The following is a 26,259-nucleotide window of genomic DNA, read 5'->3' as shown; positions in this document are numbered from 1 at the left end:
GAAGGAAGGTTGCCCCCGATGCCGCCCGCGTTCACCGCCGAGGAGAAGGCCCACATCACGGCCCTGCTCCTGGAGACCGGAGAGAAGCTGTTCACCGCCCAAGGGCTGCGCAAGACCTCGTTGGAGGAGCTGATGGCCCCCACCGGAGTGGCCAAGAGCAGCTTCTACGTCTTCTTCGACTCCAAGGAAGCGCTGTATCTGGAACTGATGATCCGCCAGTCGGGCGAGGTCAAGCGCCGGGTCATCGACGGCGCCCTGCTGAGCGCCGACGACCCGCGCGAGGGGCTGCGCCGCTTCCTGCACGCCACCCTCGCCGAGCTGTCGGCCAACCCGCTGTGGCGCCGCCTGATGACCCACCCGGAAGAGATGCAGGCCGTGGCGCGCAAGCTCGACCCGGCACGTGTCACCGCCCTGGGCGACAACCCCGTCACGGCGTTGACGGAGTTCGTCGCCGACCGCTCCGGCCGCGGTGAGCTCGTCCACGCCGACCCGGCCGTGATCATCGGCGTGCTGCAGTGCGTGCTGCTGGTGCCGATGTTCGCCGACCGGCTCGGCGACCCCGATCTCCACGGCAAGATCCTCGACCTGCTCGTCGACATCGTCGCCTCAGGTCTCACCGGGCGGAAGTGACCCGCAGGTGAACCTGCCGGCCGGAAGATCGGTGCCGGACAGCACCGGCAGGACGGCCGGCGAGGCGGAGCGGATCCAGCAGCGCATCGACCGCCTCACCCGCAACCGCGACGCCATCCATGCCTATCTCGCCGCCGTCCACCGGCAGGACGGAGTGCCGGAGCAGGACGGAACGCCGGACGCCTGACGGCCGCCCCCGGTGGCGCACGCCGCGGGGCCAGGGCGCCGTACCGCGCGGCCCGCGGCGTACCATCGCGACACCGGGAATCGATCAAGATGGGTCCCCGGCGGGTGCCGCGTCTACGCGGACGGGGCCCCGGGCACTCCCATCAGCGGCAGCCACACCTCGTCCACGATCTCGACGATCGACTCGTCCGGCACCGCGCGCATCGTCATGAGCATGTCGTGGCGCAACAGGTCCAGCGGCAGGTTCACCACGCGGGACGAGCGCGGCACGTCGGGCAGTTCGCCGCGCTCGACCGCGCGGGTGACGATCATCTCGAACGCGGTCGCCAGGCCCGGCGTGAGGAGGGTGTCGCGTAGGTCGCCGAGGCCGGTGCCGGTGTCGCGGAAGTAGCCCACCAGCTGCACGCTCATCAATGTGATCATGCCCGCCCGGTCGGCGTCGGCGTTGCGCAGGAAGCCGATCGCGTCGTCGCGGAGGTTGCCGGTGTCGGGCACCGCGATCGGCTGCCAGAACTTGGCGAGGGTGGCCAGCAGCAGGTCGTCGCGCCGCGGCCAGCGCCGGTAGAGAACGGGACGACTCGTGCCGGCGCGGGCGGCGACGGCTTCGTAGGTGAAGCCGTGGTACCCGTGCTCGACCAGCACGTCCCACGCGGCGTCGAGGATCGCGCCTTCGAGTTCGGTGCCGCGTCGACGGGATGCGCCGCCGTCGCGGGGCGTGCCCCCGTCGCCGGTCGCGCCGCCGTCGGCACGACGTTCCGCCGTCCGCGCCCCGCCCGCCCCGATCGCCCCGCGGTCACCGGCGATCCGCTCGTGCTTAGGATCCACTTGCGTATCTTATCTCGGTGATCTACGGTGTCCGCCGTTAGATACAGTCGCGTATCCTAAGGAAGCGTCAGTGATGTTCGACGTCATCATCGTCGGCGGTGGACCCACCGGCCTCTTTCTGGCCTGCGAGCTCCGCCTCGCGGGAGTCCGGCCCCTGGTGCTGGAACGACGGGCTGAGCCGGACCTGTCAGACAAGGCGCACGGCCTCGCCGGCCAGGTCGTGCGGCTGCTGGACAACCGCGGTCTCTTCGAACGCTGCGGGGGCCGAGGGGCGCCGGCGCCCGCGCCGGGGTTGTTCTTCGGCGGGATGCCGCTGCCGCTGCGCGTGCTCGGCGAGGAGAACCCGATGTATCTCCTGCCGGTCAACCAGCGCGATCTCGAACGTGTGCTCCACGAGCGCGCGGCGGAACTCGGCGCGGAGGTCCGGCGAGGTTGGGACGTGTTGTCCTTCGACCAGACCGATGACCGGGTCGATGTCGTGGCACGCGGTTCGGACGGCACCGAGACGACATTCACGGCCCGGTACCTCGTCGGCTGCGACGGCGGCCGCAGCCTGATCCGCAAGCGGGCGGGGATCGCCTTCTCCGGCGTCAGCGACGACAACGTCGTCGACCGGACCGCCCTGATCGGCCCGAGCGACCGCTTCCGTTTCACGCCGGGGGGACGTGTCGTGATCGACGGCCTCGGCGAGATCCCGGCCATGTTCCACCGCACCGAGCGGGGCGTCTTCACCCTTCTCGCGCACGACCCGGAGCGGCCGCTGGTCAACACGGCCGAATGGGAGGATCACCCGGCGGGCGACTTCCCGGGGACGGGCGCGCCGATGACGCTGACCGAGATGGAGGAGAGCGTCGAACGGGTCCTCGGAGTGCGCCTGCCCCTGGCTCCGCCGCCCGAGGGCGCGCCCACGTTGCTTCGCCGCCTGTGCGGCCGGAACTTCCGGCTCGCCGACCGCTACCGCGCCGGTCGGGTCTTCATCGCCGGCGACGCCGCGCACGTGAGCCACGGGCCGACCCTCAACGAGGCGCTGCAGGACGCGGCCAACCTCGCCTGGAAACTCGCCGCCGCACTGCGGGGGTGGGCCCCGGAGGGCCTGCTGGACAGCTACGAGACCGAACGCCGCGCGAGCGGTGAACGTGTGCTCATGCACACCCGGGCCGCGACCGCTCTGATGGCGCCCGGCGGCGATGTCACCGCACTGCGCCGGCTCTTCGCGGAACTCCTGGAGCGCGCCGAGAACGTGCACATGGTCGCCGCCCTGATGGCGGGCGCCGCTGTCCGCCACGACATGGGCGAGGAACACCCCGCCGCGCCCACCGGCTGGTTCGTGCCACCCGTCGACCTGACCACCGGCGACGGACGCACACGGCGCCTGGCCGAGCTCCTGCGCGACGCCCGTCCCCTGCTCCTCGACCTCACCGGCGGGAACGACCTCGCCGCCACCGCGGCGTCCTGGAGCGACCGGGTGCGCCGCGTGACCGCGACCGCCGACGACTCCCCGGCGCCCGCGTTGCTCATCCGTCCCGACGGCTACGTCGCCTGGGCGGGCGGCGACCCCGACAGCCTGAAGTCGGCCCTCACCCGCTGGTTCAGCCCGGGCTGAGGCTCCGCCACGCCCGCGCCGCGGGACCCTTAGGCGTCCGTCATGCGCTCGGCGTTGGCGTTGATCGCGTCATGGATGTATCGCGACAGGCCCGGGGCCACGTCGTCGAAGTTGAGCCCGATCCGCTCATTGGCGAGGTAGGACTCGGCGAGCGATCGATGAGTGCCGTAGTCGCAGTCGTGAAACCGCCGGTGGAGGTGGAGCCGATGCTCCTCGGCCACGTCCATGACGGTCGGGTCGGTGGCGGGGATCCCGGCGTTCATGGAGTCGAGAAAGCGTTGATGGATGCGGGACTGCTCCGAGCGGATCTCCCGCCAGTCTTCGGCCGAGTAGGCCGAGGCGCGGAGCTTCCGCTGCTCCCAGAGGTCGGACCCGCTCCACTGCTCCTCGGCGCGCGTGGCGTTGTCCTCCAAGACGGAGCTTCCGAAGACCTCCAGCCGCTCTTGCGGGGTGAGGGTGATGCCGAGCGTGCGCGCGTTCAACTCTTTGTCGATCAGGGCGACCATGGCCTGGTGTCGTGCCACCCGTTCGGTGAGAAGGCGCCGTTGCCGGTGGAGCAGGTCGACGTCGGTGGACGCCGGGTCGGCCAGGATCGCCCGGATCGCTTCCAGGTCGAAGTCCAGCTCCCGGTAGAACAGGATGCGTTGCAGCGTGCGAATGTCGTCGCCGGTGTAGAGCCGGTAGCCGGTGGAACTGCGCCCCTCCGGCTCCAGCAGGCCGATCTCGTCGTAGTGGTGCAGCGTGCGTACGGACACTCCGGCCATCTTGGCGACGACGCCGACGGTGTACTCCTCTGCGTTCATGCCACCACCGTGCCGCCTCACGCCACGTAGGGGTCAAGCCGTCTCGCACACCGGCGTCGAACGTATGCGGGGTGAGGCGCGCGGAGGCGCAGCACCCGTTCAGGCGGAGCGGGCGAGATCGGCCTCGACGGCGCCCGCGGTACGGGAGAGGGCGTCGACCAGTGACGGCAACCGGTGCCGGTCGTAGCGTGCGCTCGGCATCGACACCGACAGGCCGGCGAGGGCGGTCCCGTCCGGGGCCCGGACCGGCACGCCGAGCGCCACCACGCCGCGCTCCGAGCGGCCCTGGTTGAGCGCGAAACCGTTGCGCCGCACCCGGGCCAGCTCGGTCCGCAGCCGGTCCAGGTCGGGCCGCTCGGCGGGCCGGTCGGCGTACCGCTCGGCCGGATAGACCGCCTCGAGTTCCTCGCCGCTCAGCTCCGCCAGCAGCAGCAGCCCCGCCGTGGTGTGGTGGGCCGGGAACACCATGCCCTCGCGGGAGCCCACCCGCAGGCTCTGGAAACACTCGACGCTGGCGATGAACCGGACCGTGTCCCCGGTGCGCACCGTCAGGTTGGCGGACTCGTCGAGCACGCCGACCATCCGGTGCATGTGCGGCAGGGCCGCCGCCCGCAGGCGGGACGCGGCCGAGGGCGAGTGGGCCGCGAGCTCCAGGACCGGGCCGGCCCGGTAGAGGCGCCGTTCGTCCTGGACCGCGAAGTCCCGGTAGACCAGCATCGCGAGCAGCCGGTGCGCGGTGGAGCGGGCCACGCCCAGCCGATCGGCGACCTCCGAGACGGTCAGCTCGCCCTCCAACTGCAGCATCGCGGCGATCCGCAGCGCGTGGTCGACACTGTTGATCATGTAGGTCGGCGGATTCTTCAGCGGCTTGCCCATGGCCCCTCGATTCTGCAGAGCAGAATTACGCGTTCTTCATAGTGATGCGGCAGCAACATTAGCCGTATGAGCACCCCTGTGACCTCGCCAGACTCCCCGGTGCGGCTCCGCGCGGTCGACGCGCCGGACCAGCCCGACGTCACCCCCGCGCTCGAAGACCTCTACCGCGGGTTCGAGCGGGAGCTGCTCGTGCCGTTGTGGACGGAGATCGGCGACCTGATGCCGGCGCGTCCCCGTTCGCGCGCGGTGCCGCACGTGTGGCGCTGGGAGAACCTGCGGCGGCTCGCCGAGCAGGCCGGCGACCTGGTCCCGGTCGGCCGCGGTGGAGAGCGGCGGGCGATCGCGCTGGCCAACCCCGCGCTGGGCGGACGGCCCTTCGCGACGCCCACGCTGTGGGCCGCGATCCAGTACCTGATGCCCGGGGAGGACGCTCCCGAGCACCGCCACACCCAGCACGCCTTCCGCTTCGTCGTCGAGGGCGAGGGCGTCTGGACGGTCGTCGGCGGCGACGCGGTCCCGATGCGCCGCGGTGACTTCCTCCCGCAGGCCGGCTGGAACTGGCACGCCCACCACAACGCGGCCGGCGAGCCGATGGCCTGGCTCGACGGCCTGGACATCCCCTTCCAGTACGTCACCGAGACGCAGTTCTTCGAGTTCGGCCGCGACGCGATCAGCGACGCCGAGCGGATCACCCCCGAGCGGTCCCGCTCCGAGCGGCTGTGGGGCCACCCCGGCCTGCGCCCGTTGTCGGTCGGCGAGCTCGCCCCGGGCAGCCCGCTGCTGTCGTACAAGTGGGAGTTCACCGACCGCGCCCTGGCCGACCAGCTCGCCCTGGAGGCGGAGGGCTTCGGCGGCACCGTCGAGCCCGGCCACGCCGCCGTCCGCTACACCGACCCCGCCACCGGCGCCGACGTGCTGCCCACGCTCCGCGCCGAGATGCACCGCATCGCGCGCGGAGCCGAGACCGCCCCGGTACGCGAGACCGGCTCGTCGGTCTACCAGGTCTTCGACGGCTCCGGCACCGTGACCGTGGGCGACAGGACCTGGACGGTCACCCGCGGCGACCTGTTCGCCGTCCCGTCCTGGCAGCCGTTCTCGGCCCGGTCCGAGGCCGGCTCCACCGACTCCGACTCCGGCGCGCTGGACCTGTTCCGGTTCAGCGACGCCCCCGTCTTCGAGGCTCTCCGGCTCGACCGCACCCAGCACGACACCCGTATCGAAGGGACCACCCGATGAAGCTCGCCACCCTCCGCGTCGACGACTCGACCCGCGCCGTACGGCTCGACGGCGACCGGCTGGTCGACCTCGGCGCCGCCGACCTCGGCGAACTCCTCTCCCGGGACGACTGGGCCGCCGAGGCCGCCGCCGTCGACGCGGGCACGGCCACGACCTACCCCGTCGAGAGCGCCGACTTCGCGCCGGTCGTCCCGCGGCCCTCGAAGGTCGTCTGCGTGGGCCTGAACTACAAGAACCACATCCAGGAGATGGGCCGCGACCTGCCGCAGTACCCCACCCTGTTCGCCAAGTTCGCCGACTGCCTCATCGGCGCCGCCGACGACATCGCCCGCCCCGACGAGACCGCGGAGTTCGACTGGGAGGTCGAACTCGCCGTCGTGATCGGCAAGCCGGTCCGCCGTGCCGAGGGCGCCGAGGCCGAAGCCGCGATCGCCGGCTTCACCGTCCTCAACGACGTCACCTGCCGCGACTGGCAGTTCCGCACCCGCGAGTGGCTGCAGGGCAAGATCTGGGACTCCTCGACCCCCGTCGGCCCCTACCTCGTCACCCCCGACGAACTGCCCGGCGGCGTACGCCCCGAGCTCGACGTCACCCTCAGCGTCGACGGTGAGATCATGCAGCACGACAACACCGGCGACCTGCTCTTCGACCCGGTCGCACTGGTCGAGTACGTCTCGACCATCGTGCGCCTCAACCCCGGCGACATCATCGCCACCGGCACCCCCGGCGGCGTCGGCCACGCCCGCACCCCCAAGCGCTACCTGACCGGCGGCGAGCGCGTCGTCACCGAGATCCAGGGCATCGGCCGGCTCGAGAACACCGTGGCCAAGGACGGGGCGGCCTGATGCGCCGCACCTTCGACGACACCCTGAGCTGGAGCGAGACGGGCACCGAGCTGCTCCTCGGCGCCGCCACCGGGTGGGGCGAGGAGCAGTTCCTCGCCCCCTCCGGGCTCCCCGGCTGGACCCGCAAGCACCTGGTGGCGCACGTGGCGGCGAACGCCGACGCGCTCAGCAACCTGGTGCGCTGGGCCGCCACCGGCGAGAGGACCCCGATGTACTCCTCGCCCCGGCAGCGCGACGCCGACATCGAGGCCGGCTCCCGCAGGCCGGCCGCCGAGCTGGCCGCCTGGCTGAGCTCGTCCGCCGAACGGCTCGCCGCGGGCATCGCCGGGCTGGACGACGACCAGTGGAACGCCGAGGTCGTCACCGCCCAGGGCCGTACCGTCCCCGCGACCGAGATCCCGTGGCTGCGCGCCCGCGAGGTCTGCGTCCACGCCGTCGACCTGGCCTCCGGCATCGCCTTCGGCGACCTGCCCGCCGGTTTCCTGACCGCCCTCGCCGACGACATCGCCGCCAAGCGCGGTGGGGCCGCGGGTCTCGCGGTCGTCCTGGCCGCCACCGACACCGGCGACCGCTGGGAGCTGCCCGGTGAGGGCGAGCCCGCCACCGTCGGCGGCCCGCTCGCCGACGTCGCGGCCTACCTCGCCGGACGCCCGCACGCCCTGACCACCCCCGACGGCTCCCTCGCGCCGACCCTGCCGGCGTGGCTGTGAGCGTCCCGGCCTTCGAGGAGAGCAGCGTGACGACATCCACCACCTCGGCCGACCCCGTCGACGTCCTGATCGTCGGGGGCGGCATCGGCGGCCTGAGCGCGGCCTTCGCCCTGGCCCGCGAGGGCCTGCGGGTGCGCGTGCTGGAGCAGGCCCGCGAGTTCGGCGAGGTCGGCGCCGGCCTCCAGATCGCGCCCAACTGCACCCGGATCCTGCACGACTACGGTCTGCTGGAGGAGGCCAAGAGCCTCGGCGTCGTGCCGAAGAGCATGGTGATGCGCGACGCCGTCGACGGCGGCGAGCTGACCCGCCTGGACCTGGTGGACCTGGAACGCGCCTACGGGTTCCCGTACATGGTCATCCACCGCAGCGACCTGCACGGCATCTTCCTGCGCGCCTGCCGTCGCGCGGGAGTCGACCTGGTCACCGACGCCCGCGTCAGCGGCTACGAGAACACCGCGTCCGGCGCCCGGGCGCTGCGGGCGGACGGCCGCGCCGACGAGGCCCGGATCGTCGTCGCCGCCGACGGCCTGCACTCGGTCGCGCGCCGGCTCCTCGTCGAGGACGAGCCGGTCAGCTCGTCCTACGTCGCCTACCGCGCCGCGGTGCCCATCGAGCAGGCCGGTCGGGACGTCGACCTCAGCGAGGTCTCGGTCCACGTCGGCCCGCGCTGCCACTTCGTCCAATACGGGCTGCGCGGCGGCGAGATGCTCAACCAGGTCGCGGTCTTCGAGTCCCCGAAGGCCCTCGCCGGGGAGGAGGACTGGGGCACGCCCGACGAACTGGACGCCGCCTTCGCCACGACCTGCCCGGAGGTCCGGGCCGGCATCCCGCTGATGTGGCGCGACCGCTGGTGGCGGATGTTCGACCGCGACCCGATCATGACCTGGGTCGACGGCAACATCGCGCTGCTCGGCGACGCCGCCCACCCGCCGCTGCAGTACATGGCGCAGGGCGCGATCATGGCCATCGAGGACGGCTGGGTGCTCGCCAAGCACGTCGCCGCACGCCGCGCCGAGGACGGCGCGATCGACTGGCAGGGCGCCCTGGCGGCCTACGAAGCCGTCCGCCCCGAGCACTGCCGGCGCGTCCTGACCACGGCCCGCGCCTGGGGCGAGCTGTGGCACCTGGACGGGGTCGCCCGCCTCCAGCGCAACACGCTCCTGCGGGCGCGCGACACCTACGACTACTCCTTCACGGAGTGGATCTACGGCCCCACGGCGCTGACGCCGGAGGAGGAGCCGCCGATGTTCTCACCGATCCCACTGGACTCCGCCGACGTGGCCGGCGCGGCTTAGGTCGTGTCTGACGAATCACGGGCCCCGGCCCGTGCTGCCGTCACGAAGCGCATCGCGGGGGAGAACGGGTAGCCGATCACGGCATTCGTCTGCGCGCGGCCGGGTTCGGGGCGAACCAACGTGACTTAAGGTCTTAGCGTGCGCGTGGCACGGACCTTCATGAAGATCGTGCGTTTCTTCGGACGCCCCCGGGTCTTCGACACGACGCTGGTGATCGTGCTCTCCGTCCCGATGCTCCTCGGCGTGAACTCCTTGATCCTCCAAGGGGAGACGCGGGCGACGCTGACCGCCGGACTCCATGTGGCGGGTTCCCTGTGCCTGCTCATGAGGCGTGGCCGGCCGACCCTGACCGCCGGGCTGGTGGCCGCGCTGGACGTCGTGGGCATCACGACGCAGTTGCTGTTCTTCCCCACCCCGCCCTCGATCATCGCGTACTACAGCCTGGGCCGCTACACCACCGGCCGCGCGACACTGATCACCTCGGCGACGGTCTTCGTCGTCTACGCGATCGGTACGGAGCTGTTCCCTACGGAGCAGTTCCTCGCCGTGGCGGGCGGCTGGTCGACGTTCTTGTTCACCGTCTTCGTGCCCGTGGGCATCGGCCAGTTCGTCCGGCTCAGGACCGAGCTCAACGAGCGCGGCAGGCAGGAGGCCGCCGACGCCGCCGTGCGCGCCGAGCGGCGGCGGATCGCCAGGGAACTGCACGACGTGGTCGCCCACCACATCACCGGGATCAACGCCCTGGTGGGTGGTGCGCGGGCCACGCTCCCACCCGGGCAGGCCGTCACCAAGAACGCTCTGGAGAGCGCCGAGCAGACCGCCCGCCAGGCGATGTCGGAGATGCGCCACCTGCTCGACGTGCTCAGGGTCGACGGCAACGAAGGACCGGACGCCGCGACGGGGGTGAGCGCGGATCGGCTGCCCGTACTGATCAAGGAGGCCAGGTCGTCGGGACTGCCCGCCGGCCTGACGGTGACCGGCGAGCCCGTCGAGCTGCCCGCCGCCGTGGACCACGCCGTCTACCGCATCGTGCAGGAGGCGCTGACCAACACCCGCAAGCACGCCGTCGGCGCCAGGGCCAGCGTGCGGCTGGCGTACGAGCCGGCCGCGGTGGAGGTCGAGGTGATCGACGACGGCGTGGTGAAGGAGGCCGGCGCGCCGGGGTTCGGGCTCGGCGGCATGGCCGAGCGGGTGGCGTTGTGCGGCGGCCGGCTGTCCACGGGCCCGCGCCCGGAAGGCGGTTTCCGGGTGCACGCCCGCATCCCCTTGGAGAAACCATGATCAGAGTTCTGCTGGCCGACGATCACGAGCTGGTACGCAAGGGCTTCACGCTGATGCTGGACGCCCAGCCCGACCTGAGCGTGGTCGCCGAGGCCGCCGACGGCGCGGAGGCGGTGGAGCTGAGCAGGAAGCTCCGGCCGGATGTGGTGCTCATGGACCTGCACATGCCCGGCCTGGACGGCGTACGCGCCACCGAGCTGATCACCGCGGAGCTGCCGGGGGTGCGGGTGCTCGCGCTGAGCACGTTCGACCTGGACGAGAACGTGGTCGCGGCGCTCAGGGCGGGTGCCGACGGCTTCCTGCCCAAGGACATCTCCCCCGAGGAGCTGATCGAGGGGGTACGCGTGGTGCACCGCGGTGATTCGGCCGTCGCGCCGCGCCTGCTGACCAGGCTCATCGGCACGTTCGTCCGCGCCGCGCGCCCGAAGGCGGTGCCCGCGGAGCTTTCCGGGCTGACCGGCCGGGAGCGGGAGATCCTCGTCCTGATCGCCCGTGGCCGCTCGAACCCGGAGATCGCCGCCGACCTCTCCGTCTCTCCCTCGACGGTCAAGAACCACGTGACGAGCCTGTTCGCCAAGATAGGCGTCAGAGATCGGGCGCAGGCCGTGATCGTCGCGTACGAAGCGGGATTGATCCGACCGGGAGAGTAGGACCAGGCTCCCAGAGTCCTCGCCGGAGAACTGTTCCCAGGCATGACGAAAACGGCCGTCCTTGACGACACCGTTGGATCATGACCGCGATCCGAGCAAGGAACCTGAGCAAACGCTACGGCGGCACCACCGCGGTAGCCGATCTGTCGTTCGACGTCGAGCCCGGTCGGGTGACCGGGTTCCTGGGGCCCAACGGGGCCGGAAAGTCCACGACCATGCGCATGATCCTCGGGCTCGACCGGCCCTCGGGCGGGTCGGTGCTCGTGGACGGGCGGCCGTACCACGAGCTGTCGCACCCCCTGCGCAAGGTCGGCGCGCTGCTGGACGCCAAGGCCGTGCACGGCGGGCGCAGCGCGTACGACCACCTGCTGGCCATCGCCCAGAGCAACGGCATCCCCGCGAGCCGGGTGAACGAGGTGCTGGAGACGGTGGGCCTGCGCGAGGTGGCCAAGCGGCGGGTCGGCGGCTTCTCCCTCGGCATGTCACAGCGGCTGGGCATCGCCGCGGCGCTGCTCGGCGAGCCGGAGATCCTGCTCTTCGACGAGCCCGTCAACGGGCTCGACCCGGACGGCATCCTGTGGATCCGCACGCTCATGCGCACGCTCGCGGCCGAAGGGCGGACGGTGTTCGTCTCCAGCCACCTCATGAGCGAGATGGCCCTGACCGCCGACCACCTGATCGTGATCGGCAAGGGCAGCCTCATCGCCGACACGAGCGTGACCGAGTTCATCGCGCGCAGCTCGCAGGGGTACGTACGGGTGCGCTCGCCCCGGCTGGCCGAGGTGGCCGAGCTGATCAAGGTGAGCGAGCGGCATCCCGACCACCTGCGGGTGACCGCGATGAGCACGCTCGAGATAGGCACGATCACCGCGCGGGCCGGGATCCCGCTGGAGGAGCTGACGTGCGTGCGGCCCTCGCTGGAAGCGGCCTACATGGAGCTCACCAAGGACAGCCTGGAGTTCACATCATGATCGACATCCTCAGGTCCGAATGGACCAAGATCCGTTCGGTCCGCTCCACGGTGTGGACGCTGACCGTCACCGCCGTACTGATGCTGGGCTTCTCCGCCCTCCTCAGCGCCGCAGCCAACAGCACGGCCGACGGGCCGATCCCGGGCGACCAGGCGATCAAGTCGAGCCTGAGCGGCGGCATGTTGGCGTCGCTGTCCATGGCCACCCTGGGCGTTCTGGTGATCTCCAGCGAGTACCGCACCGGGGGCATCCGCACCTCGCTCATGGCCGTGCCCAAGCGCATGAGCCTGCTCACCGGCAAGATCATGGCGTTCGTCGCGGTCTCGATGGTCGTCTGCGCGGTCGCGGCGGCCGGCGCGATCGGCATCGGCGTGGCGATCTCCCGGCCGCCGTCGATCGAGATGGGCGAGGTGGCGCGGGCGTCGATCGGCTCCGGTCTCTACCTGACCGCGTGCGGGCTGTTCGGGCTGGGACTGGGCACGCTGATCAGGCACACGCCGGGCGCGATCGTGGCGGTCATCGCGCTGATCCTGGTGCTGCCCACGGTGGCGAACCAGCTCCCGGGCGCGTGGGGCAGGACCGTGGCCGCATACTTCACCACGAACGCCGGCTCGCTGGTCGTGTCCGGCCAGGGCAACGACTCCCTGGGCCCGTGGAGCGGGTTCGCCGTCTACCTCGCCTGGGTGGCGGCAGCCGTGATCTCTGGCGCGGTGCTGATGCGACGCCGCGACGCGTGAGCAGTCGAATGAATTGAACGCCCGCCGATAAATCATGGGCAGCTATGGTGACCGCATGAACCCACCGCCGGACCGCGGAAACCGGCGGCGCGAGGTTGCCGCCGGCCGATTATCGCGCCTGATCGAGCATGCCCGATCGGGCGCGCTCGTCGGAGAAGTGCGTGGGCGTCCCGCCGTGCTCGTCGAAGTGATCGTTCTGCTGCTCGGGTTCCTGCTTTTCACGCACTTTCACGGCCTCGCCGGCAAGGACGTCGTGTCCGCCACCGCAAACGCTCTTGCCCTGCAGTCCGTGGAACGCGCCCTCCACCTGGACATCGAGCGGACGGCGAACGAGTGGCTCACCGAACATCCGGCCCTGATCCAGCCGGCGGTGTACTACTACCGCTTGTACTACGTCGTGCTCGTCGGTGTGCTGCTGTGGATTTTCGTCCGGCACGCCGATATCTACATCAAGGTCCGCCGGACCCTGCTCGCGATGATCGCCCTCGTTCTGCCGGTCTTCTGGGCGCTGCCCATGTCACCCCCGCGGTTCGCCCTGCCGGGTGTCGTCGACATCGTCGCCGGATACGACATCCTGGGGAGTCACGCCTCACGAGGGGCCGGGAACGGCCAGAATCTCTACTCGGCCATGCCCAGTCTGCACGTGGGGTGGTCGGCGTGGTGCGCGTATGCCGTGTGGTCCGCGCTCAGGGACTCCCACCCGCGATCGGCGCTGCTGTCGTGGCTGTTCCCGCTCGCCATGGCGGCGAACGTGCTCGTCACGGGGAACCACTACGTGCTCGACATCGTCGGAAGCGGCGTGTTGCTCGTCGTCTCCATCGCCGCCGCGTCGATGTGGGGCCGCCTCGCCGAACGCCGGCGCGGCAGGGTACGAGTGATCAGGTGAAGCGGACGAGGAACACGGTGCGCCCTGCCAGTGCCGGCACGCCGATTCGGGGACGAGGACGTGAGGGCCACCCAAGGTGGTCACCCAGCTGAGGGCGGCCGCGTCCAGCCACCCCGGGCTGTTTCCCATCACAACCTCACTCACGTCGTCGTCCCAGACGTGCTCACACATGCGGACACGTCACCGTCAGTCGTCCAGGAACCGCGGGGGTCAGGACGGGGACGTCGCAGTGAGCTTCGCGATATCAGGGGCGTAGACGGTCATCCAGCGTGGATGCAGCCGGTAGTAGACCACGTCGTTGTCCCAGTCGAAGGCGTCGTCGCCGTAGAAGTCCTTGAAGTAGGCGAGCAGGTCCGGCCAGTCCGGGGCCGGCTCGCCGTCCAGGGGGTTGAGGATCTCCACCGTGCCGTGCGTGAACACGCCCAGGTCCTCCCCGCGCATGTGCGCGGCGCTGGCGGCGGGGCGGGCGGCGAGATGGCGGGCCTTGGCGGCGCCGCGCGCCGTGCCGAAGTACCACTTTCCGTGCAGGAAATGCCCGTCCGCACCGCTGATCCGCGGCTCGCCCTTCGCCGTCACGGTGGACAGGGCGAGAGTGCACATGCCGGTCAGGATCCGGGTGAGTTGCTCCGCGGTCACGGTGTTCCCGGTGACGATCGAGCGGAGGTGCGAGGTGGAGCGGGAGAGGGAGGCTTCGAGGAGGGCCTGGAGCTCTTTGAGCTCTTCTGGTGTTTCGCGCATTGAGGTCCTTGTCTGTCCGTGAGCCCGGTCCGCGTCCGTCATCGACGCTGCCGGGGAACCCATACTCAACGCGAAACCCGACACCTTGTGTCGTATTTCCGCACCCTCGATGAGGCCGTGCTTTCGCTGGCCGCGCACCTGCGCGAGCAGGTGATGAGCCTGCGCGACATCGCCTCCCGCCTGGCGCAAGGGCACGCCGGGCTCGAAGGAGGTGAGGGCGCCGCTCAGACGGAGATGACGACCTTGCCGGGGGCGTGGCCCTCCTCCAGGTAGCCGATCGCCCTGGGGATCTCTTCGAAGGGGTAGTGGCGGTCGATGACCGGGACCACTCGTTTGTCGTCCAGGAATGCGCTCAACGTCTGCAGGTTCTGCTTGGGGCTGGGGCACTTGAGGGCGTCCGCCACCGATATCCGCTGGCCTGCGAAGCGGGATACCGCCAGGGCGGAGAGCACATGGCCCATGGGCTGTATCCAGCGACCGGGCCGGCCGCCGACCACCACGTAGGCCCCCTTGGGGCGCAGGGTGCGGCGGGAGACGGAGACCGGTCGGCTTCCGGCGATGTCCAGGAAAAGGTCGTAGCGCTGGGTCTCGCGGGTGAAGTCCTGGGTGGTGTAGTCGATGACCTTGGCCGCGCCAAGGGAGTGGACCAGGTCCACGTTCCGGGCGCTGCAGACGCCGGTGACCTCGGCGCCGAGGGCGCGGGCGAGTTGCACGGCGAACGTGCCGACCCCACCGGACGCGCCGTTGATGAGGACACGCTGGCCGGGCAGGACATGCCCCTCGTCACGCAGGGCGAGGAGGGCGGTGTTGGCGGCCATGGGAACCGCGGCGGCCTCCTCGTACGAGAGGTTCTCCGGCTTCGGGGCGAGGTCGGATTCGCGGACGCAGACATATTCGGCGAAGCCGCCACCGCTGACGACGGCGAAGACGTCGTCGCCGGGACGGAATTCCGTGACGTTTCCGCCGACGGATTCGACCCGGCCGGAGATGTCGGCGCCCAGAATGGTGATCTTGGGGGTGCGGAGCGCGAGGCCGCCGGGCATCAGGCGGGCCAGGTACGGCTCGCCGCGCATGTTGTGCCAGTCGTACGGATTGACGGAGCCGGCACGCACCCGGACCAGGACCTCGTCGTCGCGAGGAACGGGAACGGGGATCTCGGTGAGCGTCAGGACATCGGGCGGCCCGTACGAGCGTGAGACGAACGCCTTCATCGCCATCTCCTTATGCAGTCGATGCGGGTGCGGAGGTAGTCGAAAGGCTAAAAAACCCGGCCGGCCACCGAATCGGCCGAAAGTACGCCTGATCGCTGGATGATCGGCTGACCTGAATCGGGCCGTTCGTGCGATGAGCAGACACGGGCGAAGAAGTCACGATCCCCTCATGACCGAAAGCAGCGTGAGGGGCGCCAAGCCCCGGAAGGTACAGCCCGGCGGACGGGACGCCAAAGTCCCCGGATGGATGGGGCCCACCGGCCTGATCATGCTCAGCGTGATTCCGGTGGTCGCCGGCGCGCTGCGCTTGGGGGAATTGGCAGGTGGCGCGGCGGTCACCCCCGCCAACGCGCGATTCTTCGCGACACCGCCACCCGTGGTGTCGCACATCATCGGAGCGTCGCTCTACGGCATCGTGGGCGCCTTCCAGTTCGCGAAGACGTTCCGTCGCCGGAGGCCGGGCTGGCACCGCATGGCGGGACGGATTCTCGTCGTGTGCGGACTTGTCGCCGCACTCTCCGGCCTGTGGATGACCGTGTTCTATCCTCGCCCGGAAGGCGACGGCGATCTCCTCGCGGTGTTCCGGCTCGTGTTCGGCACGGCGATGGCGGCCTCCCTCGTGCTCGGCTTCGCCGCCATCCGGCGGAGAGATGTCCGCCGCCACCGCGCCTGGATGATTCGCGCCTACGCGATCGGCGTGGCCGCGGGCACCCAGGCGTTCACCCAGCTCCCCTGGATGCTCCTCGTCGGCCCCCTCGGTGAGACCCCCAGAGCCCTGCTCGTGGCCGCCGGATGGATCATCAACCTCGCCGTGGCCGAGTGGATCATCCGCAGACGCTAGTTCCTGACCCGATGGGTCTCGTACGCCCACATGGCGATCTCCACCCGGTTCCGGGCGCCGAGTTTGGCCATCAGGCTGGCGATATGGGTCTTGACGGTGCTGAGCGAGATGTGAAGTTCGTCGGCGATCTCACTGTTGGTACGCCCTCGGGCCACCGTGGCGAGAATCTGCTCCTCACGCTCGGTGAGCGCCTCGAAGGGACGGACCGACGGCGCGGCGGGCCCGGCGTGCGCGAAGGCGGTGAGCAGGCGGGCGGTGACGCTCGGAGCGATGAGGGCGTCACCGGCCGCCGCGGCGTGAACGGCCTGGGAGAGCAACTCGGCGCCGGCGTTCTTCAGCAGGAACCCCCGCGCTCCCGCGCGCAGCGCCGCGTAGACGTACTCGTCGAGGTCGAAGGTGGTGATGACCACGACGGCGAGGGGGTCGTCGACGGTGGGCCCGGCGAGCATCCGGGTGGCCTCGATGCCGTTGAGCACGGGCATCCGGATGTCGAAAAGGCACACATCCGGCCGAAGCCGCCGGGCGAGGTCGACCGCTCGCCGCCCGTCGGCGGCCTCGCCGACCACCTCGATCCCCGGCTGCGCGTCGAGGATCATCGCCAGTCCGGTACGGACGATCTCCTGGTCGTCGGCGACCAGCACCCGGATGCTCACCTGGCCACTCCGGTACGCGGTAGCACGGCGGTGACACTCCATCCCCGGTCGGGATTGGGGCCCGCCGCACAGGTCCCCCCGAGGAGATCAGCCCGTTCGATCATGCCGGTGATCCCGTAGCCGGGTGTCTCCGCGGGGCGAACGGGATCGCCGTCATCGCTCACGTACAGACGGACCGACGTGTCGTCGGCGCTGATCCGAACCAGGACGCGGGTGGCGTGCCGCGCGTGGCGCCGGGCGTTGGTGACCGACTCCTGGGCGAGGCGGTAGATCGCGGCCTCGACGGAAGGGGAGAGGCCGGCGGTGTCACCCTCGATCTCCACCTGGACGGACGGGCCGGACTGTCCCGGGCTTTCGAGCTGGGAGAGATCGGCGATGCTCCGCCCGGGCGCCAGGTCCGCGGGCGCGTTCCGGCGGAGGACGTGAACCATGGCGCGCATCTCGGCGAGCGCCTGGGCCGCCTCGGCCTCGATCACCTGCAACGCCTCCGTGGCGGCGTCCGGCCGCGACGCCGCCGTCGCCAACCCTGCCTGCGCCCGGATCGCCATCGCCGAGACGTGATGGGCGACGGTGTCATGCAGATCTCGGGCCAGTTGCTCGCGTTCGAGCAGTTTGACCTGGTCAAGCTCCCGCATCCGCGCCCTCGTGCGGTACCGGAACGCCGCTCCCACGGCGATCACCGAGAACACGACGGCGAAGGCGGCGGCGGTGTCGGCGGGACCGGGATAGTCCACGACCACGGAGAACGTGGCTTTGACGAGAATGATCATCAGGCCGATGATCGCCTCTCGCCCGGACCCCCACCGGAACAGCGCATAGGGCAGGAGAAGCAGATAGATCATGGTGTTGGACTCGGGGGAGTCGCCACCCGCCAGTACCTGGGCCACACCCGACACGCCGAACGCGATGACGACCATCAGCAGCGGCCGGGTGCGGCGCCACAACAAGGTGGGCACCAGCCCGACCGCGAGGCTCACCGAAATGACCCGTGAGGGCATGTCCGGCCGCACCACTCCTTCGAGCAGCGCGACCGGCAGCAACACCCCCACGAGCACCCAGTCTCGCCACACCCGCCGTGGTGCGTCGGGGGAACGGGGCTCGTACCACACGGAGCGAATGAGGCCGTGCACGAAGTCATGGTACGAGAGCCCCCACCACTCACAATCAGCCCAAAGTACGAGACATTTCACTCACCGGATGTCCTCCACGCGTACTCGCGTACCGCTTGAACCGCATGGAGGAGTTTCCGGCAGGCGCGGTGTCAGCATCGTCCTCGGCTCGGTGGCCTCCGCGGCCACGCTGTTCCCGTACAGCGTGGCCAAGTTGGGCCGAGTGGTGCCCGCCGTGCCGCTGTGGATCTATCTCGTGATCGTGGCGGCAGCGCTGGTCGTCACCTTCGCGGCGACCTTGCCGCCGACCTGGCGGGCCACGCGGTTCCGCCCGGTGGAAGCCGCGACCGCGGCGGCCTGCCCAACACCGAGATCATGGTGCTCCGGAGTCAGCTCGCTCGCCCGAAGGTGGACCGGGCCGATCGGGCGGTCCAAGGTGATCAACCCGGAGCCGGAGGCGCCTGGATCCAGTTAGCCTGCGAACCTGCGGTCGCCTCGAAATCGTCGGTTGCAGCAAGGCGCGTGATGATTCTGGCTCCTCTGCACGTCTCCGCGCCCTTGCCAAGAGGCCTGATAGGGAGGACATCACGTGCGTTGGCTGGACGTGCGCCGGCACAGTCTGACGAAGAAGGGGGCCACACGTGGTCGCGGCTCGCATCTGTCGGCGGATGGCGTCGCTCTCGCTCGGTTCATCGGCTCGCGAGTCGGTCCCTATGACAGGGTGGTGACCAGTTCATCCCCCCGTGCCATCGAAACCGCCATCGCCATGGGTTTCGGCGTCGATGACACCATTGAAATGCCGTCAGGGTACGTGGACGGTGAGATCCCCCGGCATGCGCAATGGGGCTGGGCCGAGCCCTACCGGCAGTTAAGGGAAATCATCCGGCAGGGCCGGGCTGCGGCGGCCGTGGCCGAGGCCCATCGTGCGATCTGGGCGGAGACGGTCAGCGGTGTCGCGGAAGGTGGCTCGGGGCTCCTGATCGGACATGGAGGGGCGATCGAACTGGCGTTGGTCGCCTGCTTGCCGGACGCTCCACACGGTTCTTGGGGGACGCCGTTCGCGCACGGCGATGGGGTACGCCTCAGCTTCCATGAAGGGCGCTTCACCGACGTCGAGTTCCATCGCGCGCCGCAAAGCCCTCTCCACACGCGCTGAGATGCCGTTCGGCTCGACCGGCGCCCACTGAGCGTCGGTCAGGTCTCTCTGAGTCATCTTCTCGACACTTCGCATCGGGTTTAGGCTTACCGGCGCTGCGGAGTGGATGGTCCAGCTTGCATAGGGCTTTGTCTCGGCAATGTTTACGCGCACTTACTGTCGGCTATTGTGGTAAAACACGGTATTTGATTACCCGGAACCGCAGGTCGTGGTGAGTGCCCTGCGGTGGTCGATGGGCAGAAAATTCTCGCCGCAGCACCCTGTCGGGAAATGTCTTCGCTCAAAAGAGATTCTTGCGTTGAATATTCGAACCGGCGAGCAATATTGACGAAGGGGCGCCGTTCTCCATGAAGAGAACAACGAGATCACAGCTTTCGATCGTGTCCTCTCGCTGCGGTGCTTTCCGCCATGACCGGAGCGGCTTCCGCTACCGGACCAGCGATGCACCGGGCAATTCCTGACGACGCGAGCTCTACGAACCGGGCGGAAAGCCCGACTGGGTTGTGGTCCCTGAAACGGGGGCGCTGCTCGGCGCAGGGACGCTGAAGCGGCCTGTCATCCTTCCTCAACCTCCGCTACCCGACAGGAGGAGGATCGTGAGAATTTGCGCGCTTCCAGAGCCTGGCAGAACCCAGCGGCGGCCTGTGCTCGCGCTCGCGGTGGCCTTCCTGACACTCGGAGCCGAGCACGCAGCACCCGCCGCGCATGCCGCCCCGCTCGCGACCGCGCATGTTGTCGCACGGCCGGCCCAGGGCAACGTGGTGATCGAGTGGAACCGGACGCTGCTCGACATCGTGCGCAGTCCGCACGCAGAGCCGACCACCGTCCACCCCACGCGCAACTTCGCCATCATGAGCGCGGCCGTCTATGACGCGGTCAACGCGATCAGCCGCGCTCGTCCCCTCTACGGCCCCAGCCTCACCGCACCGCGGGACGCCTCACGCCCCGCCGCGGCCGCGGCGGCCGCGCACGACACCCTCACCGCCCTGTACCCGGCGCACAAGGCCGACCTGGACCGGCGGCTGTCCTCCGATCTCGCCGGGATTCCCGAAGGCCGCGCCAAGCAGGAGGGCATCAAGGTCGGCGCTCAGGCGGCCCGTGCCATCATCGCCCTGCGCGCGCACGACGGCTCCGACGCCACCCCGCCGCCCTACTCCACGACCGGCAAACCCGGCGACTACCGGTCGACCCCGCCCGCCTTCAAAACGCCGGAGTTCACCCACTGGGGCAAAGTCACCCCGTTCCTGCTCCGTACCGGCCACCAGTTCCGTCCCACCGCCCCTCCGCCGCTCGCCAGCTCGGCTTACGCGGACGCCATCAACGAGGTCAAGGCCATCGGCGCCGCCCGCATCACCACGCGCACGGCGGAACAGACCACGCTCGCCAAGCTCTGGAGCGGCCCCGCCCAGAACTACTGGTACGACATCGCCCAGCAGGTCGCCCTCGCGCGCCACAGCGACCTCGATCAGTCGGCGGACATGTTCGCCCTGCTCAACCTCACCGTCGCCGATGCCACCATCGCCATCTACGACGCCAAGTACACATACCGGTTCTGGCGGCCGATCACCGCCATCCGCCTCGCCGCCGGCAACCCGCGCGTCAAACGAGACCCGGCATGGACGCCGCTTGTCGTCACCCCTCCCGACCCGTCCTACCCGGGCATGCACAGCGACATCAGTACGGCCGCCGCCACGGTACTCGCCGGCTTCTACGGCGACCGCAACACCTTCACCCTCACCTCACCGGCCGCCACCGGCAGCCCCCGGCCGTACACCAAGCCCTATACCAGCCTGAACGCCACCGCGACCGAAGCGGGGCTCAGCCGCGTCTGGGGCGGCGTGCACACCCGGCTCGACCATAAGTCCGGCAACGAACTCGGCGCCGCCATCGCCCGCTACGCGCTCCGCCAGTCGAAGCTCGCCCCAGCCGTCCCGAGCTCGCCGACCGGAAAGACCCCGGGCAGCGCCAGCCCCGCCGGCGCCACCGTCGCGGTCGCGAACGCCACCGTCGCGCGAGCCCTGGGCCACGGACGGTAGCCGCCATGCGTACAACGTCGAGCGGGCTGTCGCGACGGCACCGGCGGTCGGGATCACGGGAGGGAACGGACGGACGTGGAAGACCCGCCGAGGATGTCACCTCACCCGGCCCGGCTGCGGCTCGCGACAGCCGCCGGGCTCGCCTTGGCCGTGACGGCGGCGTTGTACGCCTTCGGCCGGATACACACCCCGGACTTCGCCAGCAGCCTGCTCGGACGCCGCGGCGACGACGCGAACCTCCTGAAGGCGCAAGTAGGCACCGCCCTGCTGGGGCTGGCCTTCTACCAGCTCATACTCGCGCTGTGGATCTACCAACGGCTCCCCGGGGCCGGTGCCGCCCCCCGCCCGGTACACCTCGCCCACCGCATCGGCGGAGCCGTGCTGTTCGTGCTCTCCCTCCCCATCGCCTACCACTGCATCACCGCCTACGGAGTGCAGACGGACACCGCCCGGGTCGCCCTGCACTCCCTCGCAGGCTGCTTCTTCTACGGCGCGTTCGCGGCGAAGGTACTCATCGTCCGCAGCCGGCGCCTACCCGGCTGGGCGTTGCCGCTCGCCGGCGGCACCCTGGTCACCCTCATCGCGATCCTGTGGTCCTCAGCGGCGCTCTGGCAACTGGCCCAGCCATAGCACCGGAGCGCGCGAGTCAGGTGGGCTTGTCCGCCGACGTGACCGGCGGGAGGGGCAGCGGGCGGTCGAGAAGGAACGTCATGAGCAGGTCGCGGTAGAGGTCAGGACGGCCGTTGGCGATCGAATGCCCCGCGCCGCGCACGTAGACGAGGGTCGACTCGGGAAGCGTGCGCCGGTACTCGTAGGTGACCGCCCACTTCAGGTAGTCGCACTCGCCGCGCACGATGAGCGTGGGCACATGGACGGTCCGCAGCGTCGGACGCGGGTCGGGGACGGTGCCGGCGTCGGCGGACGTCATCTGGTTGGAGTAGAAGCCGGACGGGTTGTCGTGGACGGGGGCGGCAGGGCTCCCCGGGCATCCGGTGGCGTCCTTGGCTGTGACCAGCAGCTCGCGGAAGTACGCGTCGGCTTCGGCGTCGGGCACGAGTGCGTGCGCGGCGGCCGGGTTGAGCTGGAGCAGGAGCGCCTGGAGGAGGAATCGGGGATCGGAGGTCAGCTCGTCGGCGCGTTCGGCCTGGGCCGGGGGGAGACGGTCCCAGGGACCGCCCGGTCCGCCGGGGAAGGCCGGTTCCCAGATCGCGCCCGGTGAGGTGAGCACGGCTTTGGCGACGTGGCCGGGATGGGCGGCCATGTAGGCCGCCGACAGGGTCCCGCCCCATGACCTGCCCACGAGGACGACCTTCTCGGCGTGTATCGCGCGGCGGATCGCCTCCAGGTCGGCGACGTGCCGGGCGACGGTGTAGCCGGTCACGTCGGCCAGCCGGGTGGAGCGGCCGGCGCCGACCTGGTCATAGGCGTAGACGTCGAAACCGGCCGCGGCCAGCTCCCGTCCCCCCTCGGGGACACCCTCTCCCGGCGTCCCCGGCCCGCCGTGCAGGAAGATCACCGGCGTCGGCCGGGCCCGCCCGGACGCGGGGATCTTCACGTACGCGATGCGGGAGCCCGTGGGCAGGTCCCAGTGGGAGACCCCGGGCGGGGCCGCGGCCACTGGCGGCACGGGGAAGGGGCGCATCACCGTGAGGGCCGCGAGCCCGGCCGTCACGAGCACGACGCCGGCGACGTACGGCCACAGCGCCCGCGGGCGGCCGAGCCGCCTCGTCGCGGCCCGCCCGAACACCCAGGCGGTTCCCGCCGCCGCGACGAGGCCGGCCGCGGAGAACACCATCACGGCCGGGACGGCGGCGGCCGTCCCGACGAAGGCCGCCGTCCCGGCCACGGCCGCCGCGATCACTCCGGCGAGCGACAACGCGCCGCCGGACAACAGGTTGGATCTCATGCGAGCCACGCTAGGAAGCCGAACCCGCGTCGACCTCCTCCCGCGGAACCGTCGTCACCCCCGCCGTGCGGCGGGGGTCAGCGGCTGCCCGGGCGGATCAGGCCGGTCTCGTACGCCGTGATGGTCGCCTGGAGGCGGTCGCGGACGCCGAGCTTGGCGAGGATCATCGCGACGTGGTCCTTGACGGTCGAGGGGCTGATCCGGAGAACCTCGCCGATCTCGGCGTTGGTGAGACCGCGGGCGACGTGCGTCAGCACCTCGGTCTCGCGCCGGGTGAGCGTGCCGAGGACGGCGGCGTCACGAGGTTCCGGCTCGGACGCGAACCGATCGACGAGGCGACGCGTGACCCCCGGATCGAGGAGGGCGTCCCCCGAGGCCACCACCCGGACCGCTTCGGCGACCCGCTCCGGCTCGGCGTCCTTGAGCAGGAATCCGCCGGCGCCGGCCCTCAGTGCCGAGAACACGTACTCGTCGAGGCCGAACGTCGTCAGCACCACCACCCGGGTGCCCGGCGCTTCCGCTCCGATCCGGGCGGTCGCCCGCAACCCGTCCAGGCCCGGCATCCGGATGTCCATGAGGGCCACATCGGGCCGCAGCGACACAGCCAGCGCCACGGCGGCCTCCCCATCCGCGGCCTGGCCCACGACGCTCAGATCGGGTTCGGCGTCCAGGACCGCCGCGATGCCCGCCCGCACCACCGCCTGGTCGTCGGCGACCGTCACCCTGATCAAGGGAGCACCTCCGGAAGCCACACCGTCACCATCCCGTCCCCGGCGTCCGAAAAGCTACCTCCCGCCGCGTCGGCCAGCGCGCGAACCCGCCGGTCCCCGCTCACGGCGGAAGGCCCGGAGACCGCGACGCCGTCGGCGCGGCAGGCCACCGTGATCTCCCGCCCATCCCCTGTACAGCCGCGCAGGAGCAACTCGGCCACCCTGAACGCGGCGACCTCCACGCTGGGGGACGCTTCGCGGCGGGCTCCGGCGTACCGGACGGTGCCCTGGTGCCGCACGGCGAGCAGGGCGATTCCGGCGATGGTCGGGGGCGGCTCGTCGCCGCTTTGGCGGCGCAGCTCGCTGAGCGACTCCCTGAGCGCGGCCAGCCCGGCCCTCGCCTCGGCCAGCACGGTGTCCAGCCGCCCCGCGTCCGCCGCGACCACGATGGCCCTGGCATGTCGCAGGGCCGTACGGCGCAGGCCCGCCGCCAGCCGGCTCCGCTCCGCCAGCACGACCGTCGCCGTCTCGCGGCCGAGCAGGTCCCGCTCCCAAGCCACGGCCGCATGGCGCCGCGCACGCCTTGCCCCCACCATCAGGCCGAGCGCCCACGCCACCGACGACGGGACCGCGACGCCCACGGCCAGCACCGCCCACGCGGCCGCCCGGTCTCCCACGATCCCCGGCCCGCACGCCAGGGCAAGGCCGCCCGTCGCCCCCACAGCCGCCGTGGCGACGGCCCCCCACCGCCGGCGTGCGCGAGAGCCGTACGCGCCCAGCGCGTAGAGCAGCGCCAGCTCAACCCACAGGCACCACAGGAACACGTCCCCTGCGGGCTGCTTCGTCCAGCCGGCGAGTCCGGCGGCGAGCAGGACCGGATAGACCGACAACGCCGCCGTCAGGCTGAAAAGCGGCGCCCGCCTGCGCAGGCCGAGCGGCAGGGCGTGCGCGAAGAAGAGCGGCACCAGCAGGGCGGCCTCTCCGGGGAGGCTCTCGGGCGTGTCGGTCGTCAACAGGCTCGTTCCGATGGACAGCGCCACCGCGAGGATCGCAAGCGCGGCGTCGGACGCCTGCCGGCCACGCCATTCGTACGGCGTCGATGCCGGGCCCTCGTCAGGGGTGAGCGGGAGTTCGGCGCGCACGGCCCAACCCCGATCGTCCGGCCCCGCGGACAGGAACCCTCCGCAGGCGGCCACCGCCGTCCTGAGCCCGGCGAGCCCGTATCCACCACCCAGCCCACGTGCCGCGTCCGCGTTGTCCACGACCGGCTCGCCGGGGTCGTTGACGATCGTGACGACCAGGCGGCCGGGTTCGCGGTCGACGCCGACCCGCACGGCGCCTCCCGGCGCGTACCGCAGGGCGTTGGTCAGCGCCTCGCGAACCACCCGGCACGCGAGGGCGGCGATCTCGGGCGGGGCGCTCCGAGCTGTTCTGACGTAGGTGAGACGCGGCTCCGGCCACGTGGCGGCCAACGTGTCCACGTCGGCGAGATCGGCCGAGCCGGTACCGGTGGTGGTCAGCCGCTCCAGTTCCCGGGTGGCGAGGCGGCCGGTCTCAGCGGCATACCGGGCTGCCTCCGCCACGAGAGCCGGGTCGGCGAGACGCAAGGCGGAGGCGGCGCCGACCGCGATGCCGGTGAGTCTGTGGGCGGCGGTGTCGTGAAGTTCGGCGGCGAGCCGGTGCCGCTCGGCCTCGGCGGCCACGCCCGGCACATCGGGTGCGGCCGCGCGGAAGACGGCCGCGGCCCGGCGTGTCGCCCGGGCGCGCCGCCGCGCCCTGCCCAGGGCCCAGGTGACCGCGGCGAGTCCGGCGGCCAGCAGTGTCACGCCGGTGACGGACCTGGGTGACTCCCCGAGGACGCTCGACGTCCCCGCGGTCAGCGACACCGTGACCACGACGCCCCCGGCCGCCACCCCTGCCGTCTGCCGCAGGGCCAGGCCGTACAGCGCCACGGTCACGATGAGCGGCACAACCCACCACAGCCAGCCCGACAGCACGCCGAGCAAGCCTAACGATTCCGCACGTGACAGCACAGATGGGGCTACCGGCTGCCGGATGCCGTCTTCGCCCAGCCCGCCCGGTTCCGGCCGGACCCGGGCGACGGCGGATCGTGCCGGAGCCGGTCCACGGTCGCCGTCGGCGCGGTCGCGCGATCTGCGCGGTGGTGCCGGCCGCGGTCCACGTCCTGGGAAACGGTGTGCGGGGGACGCGGGGCTGATCCTCCGAGTGGGACGATCGTGCTCGTCGGCGTTGTCCGGAGAGTATGTGAAGATCTCCGCCGTGTTGCCGGTCTCGGGCCGATCTGCGGCCACTTCGACGGATAGCTTGGAGACACCGAGGACTTTTCGTGCGTTGGCATCAGGGT

Annotated in this window: 27 protein-coding genes; 17 read left to right on the top strand and 10 right to left on the bottom strand. The window is 71.0% G+C overall.

Features of this window, described 5'->3' with window-relative positions; translation table 11 throughout:
- Positions 1-18 precede the first annotated feature (18 nt).
- Positions 19-630: a TetR/AcrR family transcriptional regulator gene (locus AWQ70_RS27865; protein ID WP_067182145.1), complete on the top strand. Its 612-nt coding sequence runs from the start codon at positions 19-21 to the stop codon at positions 628-630.
- 31 nt (positions 631-661) lie between these two features.
- Positions 662-817, top strand: a complete 156-nt coding sequence (locus tag AWQ70_RS27860; RefSeq protein ID WP_157530490.1) for a hypothetical protein — start codon at positions 662-664, stop codon at positions 815-817.
- Between the two features lie 113 nt (positions 818-930).
- On the opposite strand, the gene AWQ70_RS27855 is transcribed toward AWQ70_RS27860, so the two are convergent.
- Entirely contained in the window at positions 931-1,641 is a 711-nt protein-coding gene (locus tag AWQ70_RS27855) for a TetR/AcrR family transcriptional regulator (protein WP_218004683.1), read from the bottom strand.
- A 73-nt stretch (positions 1,642-1,714) separates the two neighbouring features.
- On the opposite strand from AWQ70_RS27855, the gene AWQ70_RS27850 reads away from it, so the two are divergent.
- Positions 1,715-3,244: an FAD-dependent monooxygenase gene (locus tag AWQ70_RS27850; protein WP_067182256.1), complete on the top strand. Its 1,530-nt coding sequence runs from the start codon at positions 1,715-1,717 to the stop codon at positions 3,242-3,244.
- 29 nt (positions 3,245-3,273) lie between these two features.
- Here the strand turns inward: AWQ70_RS27850 and AWQ70_RS27845 are convergent, their stop codons facing one another.
- Positions 3,274-4,047 carry a MerR family transcriptional regulator gene (locus AWQ70_RS27845; protein WP_067182140.1) on the bottom strand — a complete coding sequence of 258 codons (774 nt, stop codon included), beginning with the start codon at positions 4,045-4,047 and terminating at the stop codon, positions 3,274-3,276.
- 99 nt (positions 4,048-4,146) lie between these two features.
- Positions 4,147-4,923 carry an IclR family transcriptional regulator gene (locus AWQ70_RS27840; protein ID WP_067182137.1) on the bottom strand — a complete coding sequence of 259 codons (777 nt, stop codon included), beginning with the start codon at positions 4,921-4,923 and terminating at the stop codon, positions 4,147-4,149.
- Positions 4,924-4,989: 66 nt separating this feature from the next.
- Between AWQ70_RS27840 and AWQ70_RS27835 the strand changes: the two genes are divergently transcribed.
- The 9 genes from AWQ70_RS27835 to AWQ70_RS27795 all read left to right on the top strand — a co-directional run bounded on the left by AWQ70_RS27835 (position 4,990) and on the right by AWQ70_RS27795 (position 13,534).
- Positions 4,990-6,159, top strand: coding sequence for a cupin domain-containing protein (locus AWQ70_RS27835; RefSeq protein ID WP_067182133.1), 1,170 nt, complete (start codon positions 4,990-4,992; stop codon positions 6,157-6,159).
- Entirely contained in the window at positions 6,156-7,004 is an 849-nt protein-coding gene (locus tag AWQ70_RS27830) for a fumarylacetoacetate hydrolase family protein (protein WP_067182130.1), read from the top strand. The genes AWQ70_RS27835 and AWQ70_RS27830 overlap by 4 nt, the downstream gene beginning before the upstream one ends.
- Positions 7,004-7,714, top strand: a complete 711-nt coding sequence (locus tag AWQ70_RS27825; RefSeq protein ID WP_067182127.1) for a maleylpyruvate isomerase family mycothiol-dependent enzyme — start codon at positions 7,004-7,006, stop codon at positions 7,712-7,714. The genes AWQ70_RS27830 and AWQ70_RS27825 overlap by 1 nt, the downstream gene beginning before the upstream one ends.
- Before the next feature lie 26 nt (positions 7,715-7,740).
- Entirely contained in the window at positions 7,741-9,009 is a 1,269-nt protein-coding gene (locus AWQ70_RS27820) for an FAD-dependent oxidoreductase (RefSeq protein ID WP_067182252.1), read from the top strand.
- Positions 9,010-9,147: 138 nt separating this feature from the next.
- Positions 9,148-10,290, top strand: a complete 1,143-nt coding sequence (locus tag AWQ70_RS27815; protein ID WP_067182125.1) for a sensor histidine kinase — start codon at positions 9,148-9,150, stop codon at positions 10,288-10,290.
- Positions 10,287-10,940: a response regulator gene (locus tag AWQ70_RS27810; protein WP_067182122.1), complete on the top strand. Its 654-nt coding sequence runs from the start codon at positions 10,287-10,289 to the stop codon at positions 10,938-10,940. Before AWQ70_RS27815 ends, AWQ70_RS27810 begins: the two co-directional genes overlap by 4 nt.
- Positions 10,941-11,020: 80 nt before the next feature.
- The gene (locus AWQ70_RS27805; RefSeq protein ID WP_067182120.1) at positions 11,021-11,911 is read left to right on the top strand and encodes an ABC transporter ATP-binding protein; all 891 of its coding nucleotides are present in this window, start codon (positions 11,021-11,023) and stop codon (positions 11,909-11,911) included.
- Positions 11,908-12,648 carry an ABC transporter permease gene (locus tag AWQ70_RS27800; RefSeq protein ID WP_084517887.1) on the top strand — a complete coding sequence of 247 codons (741 nt, stop codon included), beginning with the start codon at positions 11,908-11,910 and terminating at the stop codon, positions 12,646-12,648. Before AWQ70_RS27805 ends, AWQ70_RS27800 begins: the two co-directional genes overlap by 4 nt.
- 55 nt (positions 12,649-12,703) lie before the next feature.
- On the top strand, positions 12,704-13,534 hold the full coding sequence (locus AWQ70_RS27795; protein WP_084517896.1) for a phosphatase PAP2 family protein: 831 nt from the start codon (positions 12,704-12,706) through the stop codon (positions 13,532-13,534).
- A gap of 210 nt (positions 13,535-13,744) precedes the next feature.
- Here AWQ70_RS27795 and AWQ70_RS27790 read toward each other — a convergent pair whose 3' ends face one another.
- Positions 13,745-14,272, bottom strand: a complete 528-nt coding sequence (locus AWQ70_RS27790; protein ID WP_067182110.1) for a pyridoxamine 5'-phosphate oxidase family protein — start codon at positions 14,270-14,272, stop codon at positions 13,745-13,747.
- Between the two features lie 224 nt (positions 14,273-14,496).
- Positions 14,497-15,483, bottom strand: coding sequence for an NAD(P)-dependent alcohol dehydrogenase (locus AWQ70_RS27780; protein WP_067182105.1), 987 nt, complete (start codon positions 15,481-15,483; stop codon positions 14,497-14,499).
- Positions 15,484-15,652: 169 nt separating this feature from the next.
- Between AWQ70_RS27780 and AWQ70_RS27775 the strand changes: the two genes are divergently transcribed.
- A complete protein-coding gene (locus AWQ70_RS27775) occupies positions 15,653-16,324 on the top strand; it encodes a DUF2306 domain-containing protein (RefSeq protein WP_084517886.1) in 672 nt (223 codons plus the stop codon).
- On the opposite strand, the gene AWQ70_RS27770 is transcribed toward AWQ70_RS27775, so the two are convergent.
- Positions 16,321-16,977 carry a response regulator gene (locus tag AWQ70_RS27770; protein ID WP_067182102.1) on the bottom strand — a complete coding sequence of 219 codons (657 nt, stop codon included), beginning with the start codon at positions 16,975-16,977 and terminating at the stop codon, positions 16,321-16,323. The two genes, AWQ70_RS27775 and AWQ70_RS27770, sit on opposite strands and share 4 nt — an antisense overlap.
- Positions 16,974-18,107 carry a sensor histidine kinase gene (locus AWQ70_RS27765; RefSeq protein WP_067182099.1) on the bottom strand — a complete coding sequence of 378 codons (1,134 nt, stop codon included), beginning with the start codon at positions 18,105-18,107 and terminating at the stop codon, positions 16,974-16,976. The genes AWQ70_RS27770 and AWQ70_RS27765 overlap by 4 nt, the downstream gene beginning before the upstream one ends.
- A 151-nt stretch (positions 18,108-18,258) precedes the next feature.
- Here AWQ70_RS27765 and AWQ70_RS39335 point away from each other — a divergent pair, with 151 nt between their 5' ends.
- From AWQ70_RS39335 to AWQ70_RS27745, 4 genes are all read left to right on the top strand, one after another.
- On the top strand, positions 18,259-18,561 hold the full coding sequence (locus tag AWQ70_RS39335) for a hypothetical protein (protein WP_157530488.1): 303 nt from the start codon (positions 18,259-18,261) through the stop codon (positions 18,559-18,561).
- A gap of 114 nt (positions 18,562-18,675) precedes the next feature.
- On the top strand, positions 18,676-19,242 hold the full coding sequence (locus AWQ70_RS27755) for a histidine phosphatase family protein (RefSeq protein WP_157530486.1): 567 nt from the start codon (positions 18,676-18,678) through the stop codon (positions 19,240-19,242).
- A gap of 644 nt (positions 19,243-19,886) precedes the next feature.
- Positions 19,887-21,278: a vanadium-dependent haloperoxidase gene (locus AWQ70_RS27750; RefSeq protein ID WP_067182091.1), complete on the top strand. Its 1,392-nt coding sequence runs from the start codon at positions 19,887-19,889 to the stop codon at positions 21,276-21,278.
- A 93-nt stretch (positions 21,279-21,371) separates the two neighbouring features.
- Positions 21,372-21,908, top strand: a complete 537-nt coding sequence (locus AWQ70_RS27745; RefSeq protein WP_067182089.1) for a DUF6529 family protein — start codon at positions 21,372-21,374, stop codon at positions 21,906-21,908.
- A 16-nt stretch (positions 21,909-21,924) separates the two neighbouring features.
- On the opposite strand, the gene AWQ70_RS27740 is transcribed toward AWQ70_RS27745, so the two are convergent.
- From AWQ70_RS27740 to AWQ70_RS27730, 3 genes are all read right to left on the bottom strand, one after another.
- Positions 21,925-23,184 carry an alpha/beta hydrolase gene (locus tag AWQ70_RS27740; protein WP_067182087.1) on the bottom strand — a complete coding sequence of 420 codons (1,260 nt, stop codon included), beginning with the start codon at positions 23,182-23,184 and terminating at the stop codon, positions 21,925-21,927.
- Positions 23,185-23,261: 77 nt separating this feature from the next.
- Positions 23,262-23,915 carry a response regulator gene (locus tag AWQ70_RS27735; protein WP_067182085.1) on the bottom strand — a complete coding sequence of 218 codons (654 nt, stop codon included), beginning with the start codon at positions 23,913-23,915 and terminating at the stop codon, positions 23,262-23,264.
- The gene (locus tag AWQ70_RS27730; RefSeq protein ID WP_169808759.1) at positions 23,912-25,891 is read right to left on the bottom strand and encodes a sensor histidine kinase; all 1,980 of its coding nucleotides are present in this window, start codon (positions 25,889-25,891) and stop codon (positions 23,912-23,914) included. The genes AWQ70_RS27735 and AWQ70_RS27730 overlap by 4 nt, the downstream gene beginning before the upstream one ends.
- Positions 25,892-26,259 lie beyond the last annotated feature (368 nt).

This window comes from Microtetraspora niveoalba (assembly GCF_001570405.1).
Taxonomy (GTDB): domain Bacteria; phylum Actinomycetota; class Actinomycetes; order Streptosporangiales; family Streptosporangiaceae; genus Microtetraspora; species Microtetraspora niveoalba.
Note: the sequence above shows the minus strand (reverse complement) of the source record. Positions and strands in the feature narration are given on the sequence as shown.

What these genes read in the sequence shown, in the direction of transcription:
- AWQ70_RS27865 (WP_067182145.1), top strand. Translation starts at nt 19, where the DNA reads ATGCCGCCCGCGTTCACCGCCGAGGAGAAGGCCCACATCACGGCCCTG.
- AWQ70_RS27835 (WP_067182133.1), top strand. Translation starts at nt 4,990, where the DNA reads ATGAGCACCCCTGTGACCTCGCCAGACTCCCCGGTGCGGCTCCGCGCG.
- AWQ70_RS27805 (WP_067182120.1), top strand. Translation starts at nt 11,021, where the DNA reads ATGACCGCGATCCGAGCAAGGAACCTGAGCAAACGCTACGGCGGCACC.
- AWQ70_RS27775 (WP_084517886.1), top strand. Translation starts at nt 15,653, where the DNA reads ATGACCGAAAGCAGCGTGAGGGGCGCCAAGCCCCGGAAGGTACAGCCC.
- AWQ70_RS27790 (WP_067182110.1), bottom strand. Translation starts at nt 14,272, where the DNA reads ATGCGCGAAACACCAGAAGAGCTCAAAGAGCTCCAGGCCCTCCTCGAA.
- AWQ70_RS27840 (WP_067182137.1), bottom strand. Translation starts at nt 4,923, where the DNA reads ATGGGCAAGCCGCTGAAGAATCCGCCGACCTACATGATCAACAGTGTC.
- AWQ70_RS27825 (WP_067182127.1), top strand. Translation starts at nt 7,004, where the DNA reads ATGCGCCGCACCTTCGACGACACCCTGAGCTGGAGCGAGACGGGCACC.
- AWQ70_RS27795 (WP_084517896.1), top strand. Translation starts at nt 12,704, where the DNA reads ATGAACCCACCGCCGGACCGCGGAAACCGGCGGCGCGAGGTTGCCGCC.
- AWQ70_RS27830 (WP_067182130.1), top strand. Translation starts at nt 6,156, where the DNA reads ATGAAGCTCGCCACCCTCCGCGTCGACGACTCGACCCGCGCCGTACGG.
- AWQ70_RS27745 (WP_067182089.1), top strand. Translation starts at nt 21,372, where the DNA reads ATGTCACCTCACCCGGCCCGGCTGCGGCTCGCGACAGCCGCCGGGCTC.
- AWQ70_RS27845 (WP_067182140.1), bottom strand. Translation starts at nt 4,047, where the DNA reads ATGAACGCAGAGGAGTACACCGTCGGCGTCGTCGCCAAGATGGCCGGA.
- AWQ70_RS27780 (WP_067182105.1), bottom strand. Translation starts at nt 15,483, where the DNA reads ATGAAGGCGTTCGTCTCACGCTCGTACGGGCCGCCCGATGTCCTGACG.
- AWQ70_RS27800 (WP_084517887.1), top strand. Translation starts at nt 11,908, where the DNA reads ATGATCGACATCCTCAGGTCCGAATGGACCAAGATCCGTTCGGTCCGC.
- AWQ70_RS27850 (WP_067182256.1), top strand. Translation starts at nt 1,715, where the DNA reads ATGTTCGACGTCATCATCGTCGGCGGTGGACCCACCGGCCTCTTTCTG.
- AWQ70_RS27740 (WP_067182087.1), bottom strand. Translation starts at nt 23,184, where the DNA reads ATGAGATCCAACCTGTTGTCCGGCGGCGCGTTGTCGCTCGCCGGAGTG.
- AWQ70_RS27810 (WP_067182122.1), top strand. Translation starts at nt 10,287, where the DNA reads ATGATCAGAGTTCTGCTGGCCGACGATCACGAGCTGGTACGCAAGGGC.